General features: G+C 66.2%; 13 protein-coding genes and 1 pseudogene. 6 read left to right on the forward strand and 8 right to left on the reverse strand.

The window, feature by feature from the left end:
• Positions 1 to 28 precede the first annotated feature (28 nt).
• Genes ITJ67_RS12420 through ITJ67_RS12440 form a run of 5 tightly spaced genes read left to right on the forward strand, consistent with a single transcriptional unit; the run spans position 29 to position 6,008 of the window.
• Positions 29 to 2,365 (forward strand): ATP-dependent DNA helicase, encoded by a 2,337-nt coding sequence (locus ITJ67_RS12420; protein ID WP_194677865.1) that lies wholly within the window; start codon positions 29 to 31, stop codon positions 2,363 to 2,365.
• Positions 2,362 to 3,111 (forward strand): metal-dependent hydrolase, encoded by a 750-nt coding sequence (locus ITJ67_RS12425; RefSeq protein WP_194677866.1) that lies wholly within the window; start codon positions 2,362 to 2,364, stop codon positions 3,109 to 3,111. Before ITJ67_RS12420 ends, ITJ67_RS12425 begins: the two co-directional genes overlap by 4 nt.
• Positions 3,112 to 3,141: 30 nt before the next feature.
• A complete protein-coding gene (locus ITJ67_RS12430) occupies positions 3,142 to 3,915 on the forward strand; it encodes a hypothetical protein (RefSeq protein WP_194677867.1) in 774 nt (257 codons plus the stop codon).
• A 54-nt stretch (positions 3,916 to 3,969) separates the two neighbouring features.
• Complete coding sequence (locus tag ITJ67_RS12435; RefSeq protein ID WP_194677868.1) at positions 3,970 to 4,833, forward strand: hypothetical protein; 864 nt, start codon at positions 3,970 to 3,972, stop codon at positions 4,831 to 4,833.
• Positions 4,834 to 4,889: 56 nt separating this feature from the next.
• Positions 4,890 to 6,008 (forward strand): hypothetical protein, encoded by a 1,119-nt coding sequence (locus ITJ67_RS12440; protein WP_194677869.1) that lies wholly within the window; start codon positions 4,890 to 4,892, stop codon positions 6,006 to 6,008.
• Between the two features lie 221 nt (positions 6,009 to 6,229).
• On the opposite strand, the gene ITJ67_RS12445 is transcribed toward ITJ67_RS12440, so the two are convergent.
• From ITJ67_RS12445 to ITJ67_RS12455, 3 genes are read right to left on the reverse strand one after another with little or no spacing between them, the layout of a single operon-like run.
• A complete protein-coding gene (locus tag ITJ67_RS12445; RefSeq protein WP_194677870.1) occupies positions 6,230 to 6,955 on the reverse strand; it encodes an exonuclease domain-containing protein in 726 nt (241 codons plus the stop codon).
• Positions 6,952 to 7,230 carry a hypothetical protein gene (locus ITJ67_RS12450; RefSeq protein ID WP_194677871.1) on the reverse strand — a complete coding sequence of 93 codons (279 nt, stop codon included), beginning with the start codon at positions 7,228 to 7,230 and terminating at the stop codon, positions 6,952 to 6,954. The genes ITJ67_RS12445 and ITJ67_RS12450 overlap by 4 nt, the downstream gene beginning before the upstream one ends.
• Positions 7,230 to 12,017 carry a DEAD/DEAH box helicase family protein gene (locus ITJ67_RS12455; protein WP_194677872.1) on the reverse strand — a complete coding sequence of 1,596 codons (4,788 nt, stop codon included), beginning with the start codon at positions 12,015 to 12,017 and terminating at the stop codon, positions 7,230 to 7,232. Before ITJ67_RS12455 ends, ITJ67_RS12450 begins: the two co-directional genes overlap by 1 nt.
• Positions 12,018 to 12,877: 860 nt before the next feature.
• Between ITJ67_RS12455 and ITJ67_RS12460 the strand changes: the two genes are divergently transcribed.
• Positions 12,878 to 13,114: a hypothetical protein gene (locus ITJ67_RS12460; protein ID WP_194677873.1), complete on the forward strand. Its 237-nt coding sequence runs from the start codon at positions 12,878 to 12,880 to the stop codon at positions 13,112 to 13,114.
• Positions 13,115 to 13,627: 513 nt separating this feature from the next.
• On the opposite strand, the gene ITJ67_RS12465 is transcribed toward ITJ67_RS12460, so the two are convergent.
• The 5 genes and pseudogenes from ITJ67_RS12465 to ITJ67_RS12485 all read right to left on the reverse strand — a co-directional run.
• Positions 13,628 to 14,410 (reverse strand): hypothetical protein, encoded by a 783-nt coding sequence (locus ITJ67_RS12465; protein WP_194677874.1) that lies wholly within the window; start codon positions 14,408 to 14,410, stop codon positions 13,628 to 13,630.
• Between the two features lie 847 nt (positions 14,411 to 15,257).
• The gene (locus tag ITJ67_RS12470) at positions 15,258 to 15,680 is read right to left on the reverse strand and encodes a B3/4 domain-containing protein (RefSeq protein WP_228502754.1); all 423 of its coding nucleotides are present in this window, start codon (positions 15,678 to 15,680) and stop codon (positions 15,258 to 15,260) included.
• Positions 15,681 to 15,915: 235 nt separating this feature from the next.
• The gene (locus tag ITJ67_RS12475; protein WP_194677875.1) at positions 15,916 to 16,527 is read right to left on the reverse strand and encodes a LysE family translocator; all 612 of its coding nucleotides are present in this window, start codon (positions 16,525 to 16,527) and stop codon (positions 15,916 to 15,918) included.
• 116 nt (positions 16,528 to 16,643) lie between these two features.
• Positions 16,644 to 17,456 carry an IS21-like element helper ATPase IstB gene (gene istB, locus ITJ67_RS12480; RefSeq protein ID WP_194677876.1) on the reverse strand — a complete coding sequence of 271 codons (813 nt, stop codon included), beginning with the start codon at positions 17,454 to 17,456 and terminating at the stop codon, positions 16,644 to 16,646.
• A pseudogene (locus ITJ67_RS12485) lies at positions 17,453 to 18,583 on the reverse strand (Mu transposase domain-containing protein); the annotation flags it as partial. The gene istB and the pseudogene ITJ67_RS12485, both read right to left, overlap by 4 nt.
• Positions 18,584 to 18,657 lie beyond the last annotated feature (74 nt).

Genomic DNA, 18,657 nt, shown 5'->3' on the forward strand with positions numbered 1-18,657 from the left:
CGCGGTCGGGTGCCCGCATAGAGAGGGCATGCCAGCTTCTGCCCTTGCGAGCACCGCCTCGACCGCCACGACCGCCACGCTCGCCCCCTTCACCGAGGCCGAGCGCCCACCCCTCACCGAACTCGAGTTCCTCGACACCTGCGTTGCAGAAGCCGTCGGCCCCGGTGCCACAGCACGTCCCGGTCAGGCGCAACTCGCAGCCGCGATCGCGGCTGCCCTCGCCGGCCGCACCCACACGATCGGTAAGGCCCCGACCGGTGTCGGCAAGTCGATGCCGGGCCTCGGCATTCCCGCGTACCGGGCGGCGCTGTTCGGGGAGCGCTCGGTCGTCTCTACCCAGTCGCTGACGCTCCAGGACCAGTACCTCAACAAGGACTGGCCTGCGATCCAGCGAGCCGCGTCCAAGCACCTCGGGGCGGAGATGAAAGCGGCCTCCCTCAAGGGCGCGAACAACTACATCGACCCTCGTCGCATGGCGCACACGGCCGCCGTCATCGTCGACGACCCCGGCGTCTCGTTCGCGCACCTCAGCGCCCTCGCAGACACGCTCCCGCGCCTCAAGAAGGCGAAGGCCGAGGACTACCGCGCGCGCCTGCAGAAGGCGTTCGGCCCGCACGTCGACGCCGTTGCCGTGAAGAAGCTCCTCATCTGGGCGATCGACCGGCAGCTGGACTTCGACGCTCCAGGCGACCGGCAGTCGTGCGACATCGTCCACTCCGACCGGGAATGGTTCGCCGTCGCCGCCATGAGCGCGGAAGCGGTCGCGGACTCCGACAAGTGGGGGTTCGAGACGAAGGCGCAGGAAGCGAAGATCCGCGCGTCCGAAGCGGACATCGTCATCGTCCACCACGTGCTCCTCGCTATCCAGGCCGCGAAGGCCCTGAACATCGTCATCGGCAACGCGACGATCGGCCGCATCGACCACCTCATCATCGACGAAGCCCACACACTCCCCTCCGCCGTGCGCGACCAGGGGGCGTCCACGTTCTCCGGCGCCAGCTTCCGCCGCGTCGAGAACGCCATCTCCGGAGTCATCGACCGCACCGACCGATCGTTCCGCGCGTGGGCGAACGACGGCGAAGACCTCGCACAGGCCACCGAGCAGGCACTCTCCCGCTTCACGGGCAAGCGCCTCACCGACCTCGACCACCCGCTCGGGGTGCTCGAGGAGTCCATCGAAGGGTGGATCGAGCAGGGCAAGGGATTCCTGCCGTCCGGACGAGGCGCCAAGAACCCGGCGACGATGATCGCGCAGGGCCGCGCTGACGCCGCGATCGCCGCTGTCCTCGACGCCCTCGCCAGCACCGGTGAGCACCGCATCGGGCAGGCCCGGTGGGTCGAATCCCCAGCGGCCGCTGAGGGTGAACGGAAGTCGTGGACGAGCATCGCCGCGTCCCCGGTCTACGTCGGCGGGATGCTTCGCCGGCAGCTGTGGCTCCGCGACCTGAACGAGATCGGCGACGAGTCGGTCAAGGAAGAGCACCTCGCCGAGCTCCCGCCACTGGACGCGGAGCTCGACCCGGAACCGCGCATCATGGTCCGTCTGGGGGTCGCCGCGATGTCGGCGACCATGAGCCCGCACTTCGGGTTCGAAGCGAAACTCGACTCCCCCGTCATCGCCTACGACTCGCCCTTCACGGACCAGTACGCCGCGTCCTGCCTGCACGTGCCCGCCGCATCCACGCCCGAGCTGATGGCCGAACTCACCGACTCCCCCTACAGCAAGCCCCGCCTGTCACTGCTCAAGCACGTCTCCTGGGCCCGCGCACACGCCCTGCGCATGGTCCAAGCCAACGGCGGCCGCGCGCTGCTCCTCACCGCGAAGTCCAACGATGGGAAGGCACTCGCCGAGTACCTCCGCGCACGCCTGAACGTCGCCGTCTACTCCCAGTGGGATGGCGAGGCGATCCCCGTCATCACCGCCAAGTGGAAGGCCGACGAGACGAGCGTGCTCGTCGGCACCAAGTCGCTCATGACCGGCGTCGACGCCCCCGGTGAGACGTGCTCCCTCGTCTGGATCGACCGCCCACCGCGCAAGCCCACGAACCCCGTGGACGACGCCCGGGTGGAGTCGCTAATCGAACAGAACTTCTCCCGCTTCGACGCCATCCGCATGGTCTACGTCAGTGACGCCGCCCTCGAGTTGGAGCAGGCGGTTGGTCGCCTTATCCGCGGGATGCGTGACGGCGGTTTGGCCGTCATCTGCGACCCTCGCTTGGCCAAGGGCACGCCCATCTCGTACTCCGAGCTGGACCGGCAGACGTACATGAACCCGTTCGGGGAGTTCGGCGTCCGCTTCGCCGGGATCGACCGCGCGGAAGGCTACCTGTACTACCGCCGCCAGCTCGTGCGAGCCGCCGCATGATGGGCGCGAACCACGCGATCACGGGCGCTGCCGCCTGGGTCGCCGTGACCAGCACCGCCACTGGAGCGCTTGGCCTGGTCCCGATGGAGCCCGGAGAGATGCTCGTCGGCATGCTCGTCGCCGCGGGAGCCGCGCTCCTGCCGGATGCTGACCACCCGAACGCGACCATCGCCCATTCCGTGCCCCTCATCGGATCCGCAGGAGCCAGCGCCGTCAGCGGCATGGTCGGAGGCCACAGACACGGCACGCACTCGCTCCTGTCCATCCCCGTCATCGCCCTCATCGCCTGGGTCCTGCAGTTCGGCACAGCTAGCGTCACCTGGTGGGAACGCCCGATCGCGTGGGCGCCCGCCATCGCCGTGGTCGCTCTCGTCTGCTTCGCCGCGAAAGCGATGAAGCTCGTCGTCTCCTGGCCGAAAGCATGGGTTTCGGGCGCCATGGTCGGCGCGCTCGTGCTCCTGTTCTCCCCCGACAACCCGCTCTGGTTGCAGCTCGCGATCGTCCTCGGCTTCGTCATCCACCTCGCCGGCGACATGCTCACCGTCGGCGGGCTGCCGCTGCTCTGGCCGTGGAACCCGAAGCCGCCGAAAGCGTGGCGAAAGACGCCCATCCGGTACTTCTGGATGCCCAACGGCTACTTCGCCCTCCCCGTGCTCGGCAAGACCGGGTCAGTGCTCGAGTGGAACCTCGGGGCGGCCGTGACGGCATACCTGGCGTGGGTGTTGATCGGGACGTTTGTACGATGAGGCGAGGCGACGTCCGCATATGATCTGCACGTGAGCAGCGACCATCCAGAGAGCCAGGACGACTCAAGCGACCAAGAGCTAGATGCGTCAGTCTTCGGTCGAATGACCTTCGGCGAGTTCGAGGAGATCCTCGCTGACAAAGGCCACCCGCTCAACGTCGAAGCCAATAAGGCTGCTGAGAAAATGATGCGCCCCGTGCGGGAAGCGCTGGCGAATGCAATGCCAGACATGAGCTTCGTGTGGCGGGATATTGCCAAGATCTCCTACCCGAAGATCGAAATGGACACGTCTTGGCTAGACCAAGTCATCCCGAAACTCGACACGACCGGAATCGCAGAGGCTGCCGCAAAAGCAGCGGGCTACGGGCAAGGTTGGACTGCCCTCGCCAAGGCCAGCAACGGACTCTACGGCACCCAGCAACGGCCATACGCGCTGGACCAACCCGTACGCCTCTCGGCGGAAGCTGACCTCAACAACTCTGATGACACCCTTGCAGATTGGGCGCCGGAATCCAGCGATGCGAGCGGCAAGACTCTCTCACAGGTAAGCGATGCACTAGGGCATCGCGCGCACGTGATAGGCGAACAGCACCTCGAGGCTGTGCAGGAACAGATTCGACTCACTCGCGTGGGCCAGGAGATCGACACACAGACCGCGTCCGGCATAGCCGAACTTGTGGCTGACGCGAAAGCTCGCAAGATCCGCGACGCGAGCCAGGGGAAATGGATCAAGGCAACCTTCTGGGTCGCCGTGATCACTGCGCTGGTTACCGTCACTGGAGTCATCCTCACCGCGGTCGCATAAACACGTCAGCCCTGCGCCGCACACAGTCCCCTCGATCCCGAGGAGACATTGCTCATGAGCACACCTGCACCCGCCGCTGACGCCCGCCGCGAGTCCGCCCGAGGCCACGGCACGAGGCCTGGCCAGTTCGGCTTCCAGGACCACTCCGCGCCGGGCGCATTCGCCCCTGGCACGGCCGACGGCGAGGAGCTCTCCCCGGTCGCTGCAGCGCTGCTGGAGGAACCGCGTCGGGAACCGCAGTTCAAGCTCCGCGGGTTCGTCGGCGAGGAGACGGTCCACGCGTTCGCGCGAGGGATCGGCGAGGGCGATTACGCCGCCGCACGGTCCGCGGCCGCGCACATGAGCGACGAGGACCAGGCGCGCATGGCCGATGAGGTGCTCCCATTCGTGGATGGCTCGTTCTCGAAGACCGACCCGGCTGAGTGGGACGACTTCGAACTTTCGTTCAAGGCAGCCTTCGTGAACGCGCAGGGCGGCCGTCCCGACCCGGAGTACCTCGCGGATGCCGGTGAGGCATCGGAAGGGTACATGGGCGGCTCCAAGTTCGAAGGCCACCTGGCGCAGGCGACGCATACGGAGTCGAGGACGGAGATCGCGAAGCGCATCCGCGGGGACATCAAGGCCGCCCAGGACGCCGGCTACCTCCCCGCCGAGCTGAAAGTGTCGGTCCGGCAGAACACCGGCGCCGGCATCTCCTCGTTCTCCGTCACTGGCCTGAACGTCGACCAGGACTACCTGACCGAGCCGATCGACCCCTCGGATCCCTACTACGTCTACAGCGACCGCCGCGACACCGAGCACGGACGCGAGCTCGCCCGACGGCTGGAAGTCGCCACCAGCCGGTACACGTCCAAGAACACGAACTCGCAGGTGGACTTCTTCCAGAGCTACCACGACGTCTACGTGCGCTTCGACTGACCCGTCCCGGGCGCCGCCGCACACAGTGCGAGCGAACCGACCCGAGGAGCCCCATCATGACCATGTCCGCAGACGCGATCGCCCGCCGCGAGTCCAGCCGAGGCAACGGCACCACCGGTGGCGAGTTCGGCTACCAGCCCCACTCCCTCCCCGGTGAGCTCGCAGTGCCCGACGCCGGGCGCGCAGAGATCGAGGCGCTGCTGGAGCCGTCCCGCGGCCGTGATGACTTCGAGGATCGGGTAACCGCGCTCACCGAGCTCCGCGACACCCTCGGCGACCAGTTCGGGTCCCGCGCGATCGACCGCATGAACAGTCCCAGCTGGCGGCCTGACCTGGTCTACATCGCCTACGACGACAAGCTGCGCCCCTCCCAGATGGACGAATACCTCGCCGACAGCAACGAGTTCATGAACGGGGACGACGACAGCGAGTGGCTCGACGACAGCACATACGACCGCGCTGAGGAGATCGCGATGAACCTCGTCGGCGATGAGGCCGACGTCGACGAATACGGCGACGAAATCGACAGCGAAACGGCCTGGACTGACCTCGGAACGTCGGAGCAGGACGCCCTGCGATCCTGGGCCACCGACTGGGACGAGTCCGACCCCGCAGACGACCTCGTCCGGAGCACGCCCTCGCAGCTCGTCCAGCTCCCGGTGCCCGGCGCCGCGGCGGCCCTCAACGACTCTCCCGACCTCAACCACGCGGACCCGGAGATCGCGTTCGCGGCGCGCGAGCGCATGCTGCAGACACTGTTCACGGGAGCCGGCATCGAGATGACGGACAAGAACCGGGAGAGCATCCGCGAGCTCATCACCGAAGGCGTGGGCGGCTCGTACGAGCCGTTCAGCCACTACCAGATCAAGGTGCTCGCCTACACCGACCTCGAGTCCGTCACCCTCTCCGGCATCCGCACCGACCGCCCGAACAACATCGACGTCGACCGCCGCGTGACATCCACAGACCCGCACGTGCTCGTCATCCAGCGCTCTTCCGGATACGGGCAGGCCGTGCAGCTCGAAGGCCGCCTCACGAGCCATCTCACGCCGAATACACCTGCCGTCATCGACGACAACCAGGGGTATGGGTCTTGGAATGAGGTCGCAGGTGTCTACAAGCCTGGCTACGCCCCGGCGGCGCCGCTCGAGTCGGAGTGGATCGCCCGCGACTAACGGCGGCAACAAAGAAGGCCACCCGGAGGAGTGCACCAGACTCCGGGTGGCCTTCTTCATCGAGTCGCGCCCGAGACAGGTCCCCCGACCCTCGGCGAGTGTCCCCACACCGGCACCTGCGTGCCCGCGACGCACCCCAACGTAGTGGGCTCGAACGTCGGTGTTCGACGGATGGGACAGACTGGTTCCGATCTGAAAAGAAACGGTCAAACCTTGTGCCGTCATGCAGGCCGAATCGGCCAGTCCTTCGGGGTTGCGAAGGCCGGCTCCGTGCGCCGCTTGAACGCCTCCAGGCTCGCCATCTGCTCCCGGTACGCGGCCGCCTGCAGATGCATTCGTGCGTCGGCGTCGAGCTCGAGGAGCAGCGGGTGCCGCATGAGCAGGAGCGCCAGCTGGCCGGTCGCGACCGCGTCCGCTCGGGCCGTGTGGGCGTCGTCAAGGCGGATGCCGTAGTGGCCGGTCATGACTTCGAGGGTGCGCTTCCCGCGGCGGTACTTGTCGACGTGCTTGTCGATAACGAGCGGGTCGATGACGCCCACGCCGTTCATGTTCAGCGGGGCGTGTCCGTTTCGGCGCAGTTCCCGGTCGAGGAGGGTGAAGTCGTATGGCGCGTTGAACACGACCATGGGGATACCTTGGCTGGCGGCTTCAGCGATGGATGCTGCGAGGAGCACCGCCGCCTGCCCGGGGTCGATGCCGTGCGCTGCGGCGTGCTCCGTGGTGATGCCGTGCACTTCCGTCGCCCGCGCGGGGATTTCGATGCCGGGGTTGACGAGGAGGTCCATGTCGCCGTCGACGGTCACACCACCCTTCCCGTCGTCGACGACGTCGCCGATGAAGGCGGTCACGATGCGGGCGGTCTCCACGTCGATGCCGGTGGTCTCGAGGTCGAAGACGCGCACGCGGGTCAGCGGCTGGGCGGCAGTGGGAGTGGTGTCGGAAGTCATCTCAGTCCTATGCGGGTCAGGAAGTCGGTGAGGAGGCCGCCGACGGACGCGGTGACGCCTTGGAGCATGCCGGAGGCCACCGACACTGCGACGATCGCCACCACGATGACAGCCAGGGCGATCCAGCTGAGCAGGCGGCGGTTGCGGGCGCGTTTCGCGCGGCGGGCGTCTCGGATTTCGCGGCTGCGGCGGTCTTCGTCCCCGTTGAGGAGTGTCTCGATCTGCGCGTCCCACCAGGAAGGGAACGCGGCGGCGGGAGCGGTGCGGGCGCGCATCAGGCGGCCACCAGTTCGGTCTCAGCGGCCATCGCGTGGTCGCTCGCTCGAGATGCCTCTTCGAGCATGACCGCGTCGAGGTGCGCGAGCCGGCGCGTGGCCTGGTCCAGCAGATCGCGCTGAGGGAACCCGCTCGTCGAGGCGAGGGACCGGCTCTTGACCGCACGGGCCCGCCAGGCATCTGCATCGGCGCGCATGCGATCGCTCGCCTCGGCCGATCCATCTGCAAGGCACTGAACCTGGTCGGTGAGCTCGGCGGCCACCGCTGACACGCCCTGACGAACGAGCTTGCGGGGCAGTTCGATCGTCGCGCCCAGGCGGAGCCCCACCTCGAAGGTCACGTCGATGCGGGACCGCTCACGCTCGAGCTGGATGGTCACTCGCGGCTCGGTCCCGATGCTGCTGCGGAAGTACGCGTCGCGGCGCTGGCGGTCGCAGACTCGGTCGGCGAGGTCGGCGATGATCGCCACCGTCGTGCTTGCCGATGACGATGCGATGGCGGCTCCCACCTGCTCCAAGGCGTCCGCTCGACGCTCCATCTCGGCCGCGCCCCGCTCGTCGGACTCGGCATCGCGCACGAGCGAGTTGATGCTTCCACGGTGCACGGACGCGAGCACCCGCAGGCGGGCGACTTCGGCGGAGACCTCGGCGTGCTCGACCAGGAGCGGGTTGCCGGTGGCGAGCGCCTTGACCGCGCTGTAAGACAGCACGGCCGGGCCGATGTCGACGGTCTCGTGCGTATCGAACCCGGACGCGTAGAGGGGCGCGAACGCGCGGTGCTTGCGCTCAAGCGTCTGCCACATGAACGCGTCGAAGGTGCCCTCGGTCACGTAGCGGTGCACGTTGACGGTGGAGTTCTGGTTGCCGGGGCGGATACCGCGGGCATCGCGCTGCTGGACCTCTGCCGCGAGCCAGGGCGCGTCGATGTGGTGGATGTCGGAGAGGCGCGTCTGGACGTTCGTGCCGATGCCGACCTTCGGGGTGGACCCGAACAGGATGCGCACGCGTCCGTCATTGCAGGCCGCGAACAGGGCCGCGCGGGCCTTGTCGTCGGTGGCCTCGTGCACGAAGCGCATGGCAGCTGCCGGCACGCCCCGGTCGAGGAGCATCCGGCGCAGGCGTCCGTAGGTCTGCGCGTCCTGCGACTTGGGGGTGCCGAGGTCGCAGAGCACGAGCTGAAACGTGCCCGGACGCTCGCTCCCGGCGTACCGGACGCCGCCGCCGTCGGCGTGGGCCTTCGCGATCGTGTCGGCCGCCTCCGCGAGCTTGCCCGCTCCCCCGGCGATGCCAACGAGGGCAGGATCCAGCGCGGCCTTGCGACCCTGGTTGCAGATTACGAGCATGTTGTCGTCGCGGTCGCCGGTGCCGTTGCGGATCCCCTCGGCGCGGTCGGCGAGGTCTGCAACGAAGGCGCGCATCTCGTCGCACGGCTCAGAGACGTGCGTGTGCTCGACCTTCTCGGGACGCGGGAGCTCCAGCTGTTCGGAGGAGATGAGGTCGGCGACGCTGGAGAGCATGCGGCGCACGCCGGAGAGGTTCTTCGTGCCGACGGGCCGGTTCTCCAGGCGGAACCCGGACCCTTCCGGGGACACTTCGATGCCGGTCTCAAACCGGATGAACGTCATCGCCCAAGCGACGAAGTCGAGGACGCCCGCCTGTTCCAGCACGTCAGGCTGCAGGTACCGCTGCCACACCCACGTCTCGGCGAGGGAGTTCGACCACGGCGTGCCGGTCAGCAGCGACACGATCGGCTTGCCCGGAAAACGGCTCGCGAGGACCTCGATCTTGAGGTGCAGGTCGGACGCGCGCTTCGAGGATCCCAGCGAGACACCGAAGGCGCGAGGCACCTGGGATACGCCCAAACGTCGATACATGTGCGTCTCGTCGACAAAGAAGTAGTCGACGCCGAGGTGCTCAATCGTGAGCTGGTCCTCGTCGGCCACCTCGTGGCGGAGTTGCTTGAACCGGGCCTCGGCGGCCTTGAGGCGCTTGGCGGTGCGCTTCGCGGCCGCGCGTCCGGTGCCGGTGTTGCGGGCCTGGTCAGCGATCTCATACTTGCGGTCCTGCACCCAGCGCGCTTCCGCCTCTGGGGCGACGCCGATACTCGCGAACGTCTGGTGCGTGACCATGACGGCGTCCCAGTCGCCGGTCGCGCAGCGAGCCACGAACGAGCGGCGGCGGTCCTTCACCAGGTCATCCTTCGACGCGATGAGGAAACTTCCGGCCGGGAACGCCTGACGAGCTTCGCGGGCGACCTGCTCGAGGAGGTGGTTGGGGACGACGATGAGCGGCTTCTGGGCGAGCCCGAACTGGCGCAGCGTGCGCGCGGCGAGGATCATCGTCAGTGTCTTCCCGGCGCCCATCGCGTGCCCGATGAGGGTCCGCTCGGTCGACACGATCCGGTCGACCGCATCGCGCTGGTGCGGCCACGGCGTGACTTCCGCGGCGAGCCCCGGGAACGTGTACCGGGACCCGTCGGAGGTGCGCGGGACGATGGAGTTGAACCGGTCGTTGTAGGTGCGCAGCAGGCGCGTCGCGCGGATCTCGTCTTCCCACACCCACGTCGCGAAGCGCTCCTGGATGAGGCGCAGCTTCTCCGTCGCCGCGACCGTCTCGCGCATGTTCCGCACCTGGCGGATCTTCCCGGCCTCGTCGCGCATGTCGTCGGTGATGACGGGGTTGGTGCCCGCAAGGCCGTGCATGAGCAGCTGAACGGGGTTGATGCGAAGCGTCCCGTAGGTGAGGCGCGTCTTCTGGTCGCCCCACGCGGAGTGTGCGTTCGAGCCGAGCTCCCACATCGCCTCGCGCACGCTGTAGGTGAGCGATGCGACGGACGTGTTCAGCACCTCGCGGGCGAAGTCGTGGACGTCCGTCACTTCGAGCCAGGGGCTGCCGAGCTCGACGCGCACCTGCTCGGGGCCGAGGTCGTCGGGGATGATCGCCGTCAGGGCGTCGATCTGCGGGCCGAAGGTGCCGGCGTAGACCGTGTTCGCGGTGTTGGCGGCAATCGCGTCGGCGAGCTTGGTCCGGACGTTCCCGGAGAGGTAGTCGCGGGCGGCGACTGGTCGGTTCGTGGTGGGGTCGTCGAAGATCAGGTCGCCGAGCGCTTCCCGGGCCTCCGCAGCGTTGTTGAGGCCCAGCAGATCCACGATGCGAATGAAGTCCACACCTCGCCCTCCCCCGGTACACACGGCGAGGGCTTCGGCGGCGTTCTCGACCCGCTTGACGGCGACCGGGCGGGTGTTCACGCATCGGCTGAGGATCGGGGCGGGCGCGTGCTCGCCGGTCTGCTGGTCGTAGTCTTCGACCGCCATCACGAGGTAGTAGTCGGGGTCGCGGCGGAACCCGCCGAGCGTCGGCCGGCGCCACGACAGTGACGCCTCGCCCGTCTCCGGGTCGGGCTTGCCTTCCACGAGCTGCCCCCGGTTCAGGGCGCCGTACTTCGCCACGTACGCGGCGTAGAGGGAGGCTGCAGTCGCCCGCAGCGGGGCCAGAACACTGTCCGGGGTGTCGAGGTCGGCTTCGGCGTCCACGAGAGCTCGGACGGCGTCTCGGAGGTGCACGAGCACGATCAGTTCAGCGCCCTTTTTGGCGGGCACGAGCTCGCCGGCCTGCCACTGGTGGAGCACGTCGTCGACGAACTCGAACCGTCCGTCGGTCAGCGCATCCGCGGAGACCTGGAACAGGTCAGCGTCGTCCATGCCGGCGGCGATCTGCTGCGGCACGAGCGAGGTGGCCACTGCAGCGGATGCACGCTCGATGTCGGCGGCGTCGCCCGTGACGGTGATGGCGCTCTGCTGCCACCCGGTGAGGAAGTGCGTGCCGGCGAGGTGGTCGGGACGGTCGGTCCAGTACGCAGAGACCGTGTCCGGGCGGGACCAGCGATCAGCGACCGTCTCGGTGACGGGGGTTCGCGGTGGTTCCGATTTGACGCCGTTCCCGACTCGCTTAGGCGTCCACCCGAGCTCATCCTCGCCGGCCGCGCGCTTGCGCAGGCAGAGGATGTCGGCGACGATCTCGGTCCCGGAGTCCGCGAACGCGCCGGCAGGGAGGCGGAGGGCGGCGATCAGGTCGATGGTGCCGAACTCGGTCGTGCCGGTGAGCGCTTCCCGGGTGGTGTCGGAATCGAGCGTGTGACGGCTGGTCACGACGATCGCGTAGCCGCCCTGTTTGAGTGCCGCGAGGCCGCGCATGATCGCGTAGGCATGCAGATTCGGCATCGACGGGTAGGCCGGATCGAACGGGCCGTGGTTTGAGAACGGGACGTTGCCGATAACGACATCGAACGCCTCGTCGGGCAGGTGCGTGTCCTGCAGGCCTGCCGCGCGAATGTGCGCGTCCGGGTGGAGCGCTTTGGCGATGGAGGCGCTGAGCGGGTCGATCTCCACGCCCGTCCAGGCGATGTCGAGGTCGGCGGGCGCCCAGGACAGGAACCGTCCGGTGCCGCATCCGGGCTCGAGCACGCGGCCTCCGGCGAATCCGACGCTGCGCAAAAGCTCGAACACGAGGTCCACCAGTGCGCGCGGCGTGTAGAAGCTGGTGTCCAGCTGCTCCGCCGCCTTATCGAGGAGGGCAGCGTCGGGCACGAGCTCGTCGAGGTCGTCGCGCACCTGCCCCCACTGCTCGTCAGCACCGGCAGCGAACGCTGATGCGAGACTTCCCCAGCCGGTCCAGGCTTCGAGCGCGTCGCGCTGCTCAGAGGTGGTGGCGGGGGCGCCGTCGAGGTCGCGGAGGGTGCGGCGCGCAGTGAGCGCTGTCCTGGCGGCAGCGGGAGTGGAGATCGTCACGAGGGGTGTCCTTTCGTCTCCCGAGCTATGCGGGGACGCATGAGGACTCAGCCCCAAAGCAAGGAAGGCGAGACCGACATCTCGTTCACGCGCACCCAGAACTCCCACGCGCCAGCTGGGTTGATGAGGAATGGCAAGCCCAATGCGAAAGCCACGGCGCCGATCGCGATCCAGAATCCGATGTCGACGGATCTACGCTGACTCCCAGCATCGCTGGCCTGGCGTGCGTCTGGGGTCCGCCCACTCATCTGTGGCCCATTTCCGCGGAGTCGCCTTTCGACCGCTTGGAACCTTTGCGCACGAGACCGGCTGGCGCTACTCGCTCCCGTCCCGGCGGAGCAGTACTTGGGGCAGACCGCGGATTTCCTGGAGCAGCACGAGGCTGCCGGCGACGCCGACTAGCCCGTCATTCTCGACGGGCTGGGCCGCGTCATCGAGATGGTGACCGCAGGTCTGGACGCGGAACTCGAGGCGATCGCCGCAAGGCACGGGGAAGCGGAGACAGCCACCGAGTAGCGCCGGAGCCGTCAACACACGAAGCTCCCAACGGCACTGATCAGTGGGACCTTCCGCCTGTCCGCCTAGGAGGAGTGACGAGACCACCGCCGCACCACGACTACAGACGCACCCGACCCCGTCGAGGCAACGGCGCGCCCGCCGCTACCTACGCTTGTCGACGAGGATGTCGCGGAGGACTCGTTCTGAACGGAGAGTTACGCGGCACCGCGACACCCGGAGTACGTCGACTTCTCGGAGGCAGTCCCCGCATCACTTCACCCAGCGATGCCGCTCGCCACGATTCTCCCGACCGGCCGGCACCCGTCCGTCGCGAGCTACCGCCGACCGATGTCGACGCGGCCGTGCACGATATCTCAAACGACCTCGGTGGACCCGCTGGCTGCTACCGCCTGGTCACTCGCAAAGCCAGCGAGCCTGTCGGAGACGTGATCTTCATGAAGCTCATCCTCCAGAGCGTCGCGGACCGCAGTGACATCAGCATCAACGACGCGTTCGCACGACAGATGACAGAAGCGCCGACGCCTCCAGCTATCGCGGTCGAGTCGCACCGAGCCAGGCGCGGGTTCTTGAGACGTTGAGCCTCAACGCGCGTTCGAGTGAACTGAACAGCCCCTGGATTGTACAACTACGACGTTCGAGGCCCGCTCTACCGACTGAGGTCAGCGGCGATCCGCGGAAGCCCCAGCAGCGTGGCGCCAAACTCCGCGTCGAAACGGGCGTCAAGATCTCGCCTCCGACAGGTTGCGGACAAGGGCGCTTGGCTTCCAGGCCACTTTTGACGCGCTGGAGGGGCTGCTCAGAGACGCTGACGCTGCGGTCTGATCTGTGAATGCGGTGGTCAGGCTCTTGAACGTTGGCGAGAGTGTCCGACACTCAGATCGCGTCAATCTCAACAGGGTTCCCGACGTCGAGGCCCATGCGGCTCTCGCACGGCGTATTCCGATTTCTCAAGTGGAGCTCCGGCGTCTTGGACTGCCGAGATGTTCGCACGCCCGCACTCAATCTCAGGAGGTTGCAACTCATCGACCGCTGTCCGTCAAAATCTCGCGAGGATGGACTCGACCGGGCGTAAGTCGCCGGGTGGCCTGGGTTCAGCAGGCCGCGGGTGCCGTGAAGGTGAGCGCGGTGATGGTCGCGTATTGCCATCCGTAAGCCGGGCCACCCACGTAGTCGAGGCGCGTTCCCGAGGCTGGGACGGTGGCGATGGCGAACGTGTCGCGGTAGAGACTCGTCGGGCTACCAGCCGGAACTTCATTCGAATTCACGCGACGGAACGGATCGGTGACGGTGCCGGTGCCGGTCGAGTTGCCGTAACTCGCTACCACGGTTGCTGGTGCGTCCACAAAGGCGATCCGGTCATCGTGATTCGGGGTCTGGTTGATGTCGTCGAGCGTGATGCGGAAGTTCGTGACCTGCACTCCCACTCCGGCAGCGTTGATGATCTCGAAGCGGATGCGCTGGTACACCGGGGTTGCTGTGCTTCCTGCGGGGCGGCGTTGGTTCAGAATCAGCTGGCCGGTTGGTCCGGGAACCGTGAAGAGCTGGTCGTTGTTCGTCCATGCCCGTGCGCTTTGCGACAAGTTGTAGAAGTTGGAAGTTCTCCCATACTGAGTGTTCGACGATTCCGTCACCGTCATGCGAACTCGGTATGCGGGGGTCCCGGTCGCCAGCGTCACACTGTTGGCCGCCGACGGGAACCCTGCTGCCGAGCTGGTGCCGTTCGTGGCGACCGTGTTGAAGTTGACGCTGGCGTCGCACAGCTGGCTGGCTGCGGCATGAGGAATCGTGGTTGCGGCTGCGATGACTGGCACTGACCACGCCAGCGTGCCCACCACTGTCCGGCGGGGTATTTGATTCGAGGCTGATTCGGGCATGACTTCCTTCTAAGGGGTTTTAAGCGCGAGAACAGGTCAGTAAACGATCACTGTAGGGTCAAAAAGTGGCGCGGCTGTTCGAGGATTTTAACGAGTATGCCTGTAACCTGCTTTCTGCGCCACAGCCGGTCCAGTTATTCGTGCATGCCCACTACCGGTAGGCAAGTGAGCGGTTGGTGTCCTGAGCCCTCGATCGGGCAGACCTGACGACTGAGCCTGTGCGCTGCTCACTGCCCCCAACCACCCAAGCCCCGCAGGCTTCACCACCGGGAAAGCGGGATCATATCTGGAGAAGATTCACACAGCCTTAGCGCTGCCCAATGCAGATCGTTGGCAGACCGCGGAGAATACTCCGTCGCCGCAGAGGGAAATGTTCGATACAAAAGAGCACACCTAGGTCACTTGGAGCACCCGCTTGATTGCCTGAAGAAGTACGTGCCGCTCGCCCGAGACGCGATTCTGAGCCCCCTCGTTGACACCCCCGTCCTGCTTGACACCCCTCGGTAGCTGGCTCTCTGTGAGGGGCCCCGTCAACCTTGTAAGTGTCAAGACGCTCCCGGGAGGGCTCGCCCGCTCGTCGCGGGTGTCGCTACATGGTCTGAGTTGTCGCTCTCGCTCCCATCGCGTCCGACGTTTCCGAGGGAACATGATCCGAAGCTGAAACACAGGGAGGATTCGTCGTAGTCTCCGCAGCAGCTCGAAGCAAGCACCCGGGAGTGTCCGAAGCCAGGTGAGAATGTCAACTGAGGGTGGACCCAGGGTGGCACTCTAAGCCGGGCCCACTCGTTCGACACCGATGCGCCTTTCGGATGCGTTGGTGTTTGGCGAACGGGGGTTCGCAGAGGCGTCAGGCCGGAATGTGCCAGTAACGTCCGAGCGCTTCGGTGAGTCCTGCTTTGAGAGCTGCGACATCCTGGGTTCCGGTGTCGTGCATTGCTTCGCTCACAATAAGGACCCGTGTGGTGGTTTGGCGGATGGCAGAGAGGGCGCTTTGTCGGTTCGTCCAGCGGCGTGCGCGCGCTTTGTTAGCGTCGTCTGCGTAGATAACATCGCCGGGCTCGGGGTGTTCGGTGTCGCCGCTGAAGGTGGCGTAGGTTTCTGTGCCGTTGGCGTGGCGGACGGTGAGGTTTCCGTCAACGTGGTCGAGGTCGAAGACGGCAATCGGGATGGCGTAAGCGATCGAGACGGCGTTGCAGAGGTCGACCAAGGGGTGGATCGAAGGCCGCGCGCTCTCTTTCTTGAACCGGGGACCAGAGCTTCTGACGCGCATCGATATTGGGTGGGCTTGAGACCCATCTGGCCGAATGCTCGTCGCCAGGCCGCGATCTCGGGAAACTCGCTTTCCGACCGTTCGGCGAGTCGTGTCGATGCGCGGTCGAGGAATGGTTGTGCGGTTGCGGTCGTGTTCGGGGCGGTTGTCACGCCGCCCACGTTCAGGGTGGTCACGGATAGTTGCAGGAACTCGGCGAGCAGCTGGGGGTTGTGACTGAAGTGCCTCCTGGGTTTTAGCGGCTCTCGAGCGCGAGCCGGCCCGCGAGGAGAACGTAGGTGGCAGCGAAGGTGCGGCGCAGCCAGGTCATGACCTTGGGGCGGCTGATGACCCGGTTGCGCATCGTGGCCGCAAAGACGCCGTAGAGCGCGAACACAATGAACGTTAACGCCATGAACACGAGGCTCAGTCCGACCATGTGCCAGGTGCCGTTGACTTCGCCGGCGGGAACGAATTGGGGAAGAAAGGCGAAGAAGAAGATCGTCAGTTTCGGGTTGAGCAGGTTGATGAGAATCGCTGTGCGTATCACCCGCCAGAATGACACGGGCTCGGCCTCTTCGTCGACCTTGATGGCGGACTTGTCGCGGAGGGTCTGCCAGGCGAGGAACAGCAGGTATGCGACACCGAGCCATTTGATGGTTTGGAATGCGATCGCTGACGCGTTCATGATCGCGGCGAGTCCGGTGATCGCGGCGATCATGTGCGGGATGACCCCGAGCGTGCAACCGAACGCGGCAACAACGCCCGCTTTCGTGCCTCGAGATAGCCCTGCAGCAATGGAATAGACAGCGCCTGTGCCGGGGGTGGCGACCACCACGAGCGTGGTGATCAGGAATGCAATGCTCATGAGTGGGTCCGCCTTCAGAGTCGTTGCTTCCGCAGAGTACCGTACTCACGTTTCACGCCCGAGCATCCGCGAGCCCTTAGCTCCGTCCCAGCGGCGAAGCCGAGGCCTGAGGCAGTTCAGCTGGTCTCGGTGAGACGGCGGGTGTGGGCGAGGCGGTAGGAGTCGGTGCCGGTTTCGATGATGCTGCCGCCGAAGGTGAGCCGGTCGACGATTGCGGCGCAGATCCGTGGATCTGTGAAGGTTTTCGTCCATCCGGAGAACGATTCGTTGGAGGCGATCGCGACCGAGTTCTTCTCTTCGCGTTCGGTGAGGACTTGGAACAGCAGCTCAGCTCCGCGGCGGTCGAGTTCCATGTAGCCGAGCTCATCGATGCAGAGAAGATCGACGCGGCCGTAGCGGGCGATGGTGCGGGCGAGTTGCTTCTCGTCGGCGGCTTCGATGAGTTCGTTGACGAGCTTCGTTGCGAGCGTGTATTTCACCCGGTAACCCTTTTCCGCGGCCGCAGTTCCCAGGCCGATCAGCAGATGTGACTTCCCCGTCCCGGAGTCACCGATGAGACAGAGCGGCTCTCCTTTCCGGATCCAGTCACCGGTCGCGAGTTGGTGGATCGTGGCCGGGTTGATGTTCGGGTTCGCGTCGTAGTCGAAGTCGCCGAGCCACTTGTTTCGCGGGAAGCCGGCGGCAGAGACGCGGCGGATGGAGGAGCGCCGGTCGCGGTCGTCGCATTCGGCAAGCAGCAACTCCGCTAGGAACCCCTGGTAGGACAGCTGCTCTCGGTTCGCTGTTTCTAAGGCTTCGTCGACGACAGCGCGGACCGTGGGGAGTCGGAGACGCCGGCAGGCCTGATCGACGGCCGCGATCGCTGCTTCCTCGGTGAGCCCGCGCCTCCGGCTCAGCGTGGTCGTGACAGTGGTGGGTCTTGTGGTCATACTCCCGTGGTTCCTTCTCCATCGATCGGTTCGTTCGTGGACAAGGGACGGCCCCGGCGTTTCAAGAGTTCGTCGTAGCCGGTAACACTTGGCAGTGGTCTCGTGTCGGACGGAAGGCCTGCGATCACCGCGGCTGGATCGGCAAGACGACGCTGAGTGAGACTGACAACTCGTTGTTCGCGACCCGGCGGAAGTTCACGGAGATGACCGTGTGGGCCAAGCCCACCCGTCGAACCGTGTCTGCGGGCTTCGACCGCAACGACATCGGCGGTCACCGCCCCGATTTGGAGCGCCGCGCGAATGCCGGCGATCACGTCCTCTGCGGGCATACTCCGATGCAGCAAGAGAACATCGATCAGAGATCGCGTGCCGCCGGCCTCACCATCGGTCTTTCTGGCCGCTGCCCAGAACGCATCGTGAGCTTCCGTGAACACGCCGGTTTCCCGTGCCCTCGCTAACGCGGTGGCTCCAGGGAGCGCCCCGGGTTTCTGCCGCAACACTTCCAAGTAATGGTCAAGGACGACGGATTGGCCGCCTCGAGCCACGACGCGTTCATGGTGGGCCACTTGCTGATGCCCGTCGAATACAACGACCACGGATGCCCGCAACGAGACGCGGACGTTCCGGCCGATCAGGTGGGCGGGGACGGAGTACTTCGCCATCCGGACCGTGATCAGACTCGACCGGTCGACCCATGGAGGCAGTGTCAGGCCTGGTTCGAATTGTTCGAACAGCAGTGGTGAAAAAAGTGCCTGTTCAATTGCGAAGTCTTGGCCGACCGTGCGAATTCGCGACGCGATCCTCCGGCCATCATCCACTGTGTCCCAGGCGCGGATTCTTGCGTTGAGCTCCGCAAGCGAATCGACGACCGGCATGGGCGTCAGATGCTTCCTGCGGAATCGGCCGACCTCGCCCTCGACGCCGCCCTGCTCATGCGCACCGTTGATACCGGGTTGGCAGTAGAACGAGTCGAACCCGTAGTGCGAGCGGAACAGCACCCACCGCTCGTTCTCGACCCTGCCGCGCCCGTTTCCGTAGAGCACGGCTTGGACAGCCGATGTCAGATTGTCGTAGCGAATGTGTCGGGCCGGGATACCGCCGATCTCTTCGAACGCATCAATGTGGCCCCGGGTTTGTTGGAGGCTCGGTTAGCCCCGTTCCGTCTGTCTGATGGCGGGCGTTCGTGCGGCGATGAAGTGTT

The organism is Pseudoclavibacter sp. VKM Ac-2867 (assembly GCF_015351275.1).
Lineage (GTDB): Bacteria > Actinomycetota > Actinomycetes > Actinomycetales > Microbacteriaceae > Pseudoclavibacter.